The sequence below is a fragment of the Vibrio sp. Vb1574 genome (assembly GCF_033338675.1).
Window position 1 is genome coordinate 1 of sequence record NZ_JAWOTC010000133.1, and the last position, 1681, is coordinate 1681.

Below are 1681 nucleotides of genomic sequence, written 5' to 3' on the forward strand. Positions count from 1 at the left end.
CCACAAGGAACACCTAGCCAAATGACGTTGTTAGTGAACGCTATGTTCACAACACAAGCCAATAGCCCCGACTGCCTATTGGCTTATTTTTTGCCTATTCTAAGTATCTCTTTAGAAACAGCTTTTCGTGTTAACTAGCTATTCGCGATGAATTGCGCACGCAGTTTTTCTATTTCATCACGCTTCTCAGCCGCAAGCTCGAATTCCAGATCCTGAGCATGTTGGTACATCGCCGCTTCTAGTCGACTGATTTCCTTCTCCAATTGTTGTGGAGACATCACTTCGTAAGTTTGAGATGGTTCAGCCACTTTAGACAGTGGCACTTGCTTAGTATTGCGTTGACGTTTGGACTTAGTAATGTCGCCCAACTCCATAATATCCTTGATATTACGCTTTAGCGCTTGCGGCGTAATGCCCATTTTCTCGTTGTACGCTTGCTGCTTCTCACGACGACGATTGGTTTCATCCATCGCTTTTTTCATCGATTTTGTAATGCTATCCGCATAGAGAATCGCTTTACCCTCAATGTTTCGCGCAGCACGACCTATCGTCTGAATGAGTGAACGTTCTGAACGCAAGAAACCTTCTTTGTCGGCATCCAAAATTGCCACCAGCGAGACTTCCGGCATATCCAAACCTTCTCGAAGCAAGTTGATACCCACTAAGACATCGAACTCACCTAAGCGCAAATCTCGAATGATCTCGACGCGCTCTACCGTGTCGATGTCGGAGTGAAGATAACGAACACGAACATCATGTTCATGCAGATATTCCGTTAAATCTTCCGCCATTCGTTTGGTCAGAGTCGTAACAAGAACACGTTCCTCTTTGGCGGCACGAATACGAATTTCAGACAATAGATCATCGACCTGAGTCGCGACTGGTCGAACTTCGAGTATTGGATCCAGCAAGCCGGTAGGACGCACGACTTGATCCGCAATTTCACCTGCCGATTTCTCTAGCTCATAATTGCCCGGCGTTGCCGAGACGAAAATAGTTTGCGGAGCAAGAGACTCAAATTCTTCAAATTTTAGAGGACGGTTGTCCAACGCCGATGGTAAGCGGAAACCAAACTCAACCAGAGTTTCTTTACGTGAACGGTCACCTTTATACATCGCACCAATCTGCGGTACAGTCACGTGGGACTCATCGATGATAAGCAAACCATCATGAGGCAAGTAATCGAACAAGGTTGGAGGCGGCTCGCCCTCAGAACGACCACTGAGATAACGTGAGTAGTTTTCGATACCAGAACAGAAACCAAGCTCATTCATCATCTCGATATCAAACTGTGTACGCTGGCTAATGCGCTGCTCTTCTATTAGCTTGTTATTCTCTAGTAATTGTTTCTTGCGTACTTCGAGCTCAACTTTGATGCTTTCTATCGCTTCGAGAATACGGTCGCGGGGCGTCACGTAGTGCGTTTTCGGGTAAATCGTGTAACGCGGCAAATCTCTTTGTTTCACGACACCCGTCAATGGGTCGAACACACTGATGCAATCCACTTCATCATCAAACATTTCAACGCGCACAGCATCTTGGTCAGACTCAGCTGGGAATATGTCAATCACTTCGCCGCGAACACGGAACTGACCGCGTTCAAAAGCGACATCATTACGCGAGTATTGGAGTTCCGCTAGGCGACGAAGCATGTCACGCTGATCGATCACGTCACCACGGC

1 protein-coding gene is annotated in these 1681 nt (G+C 46.9%); it reads right to left on the reverse strand.

Annotated features, from left to right (window positions below; genetic code table 11):
* Window positions 1-134: 134 nt before the first annotated feature.
* Window positions 135-1681, reverse strand: a 1547-nt coding sequence (uvrB, locus tag R7O12_RS24165) for an excinuclease ABC subunit UvrB (RefSeq protein ID WP_318126575.1), incomplete at its 5' end; no start/stop codon positions are given.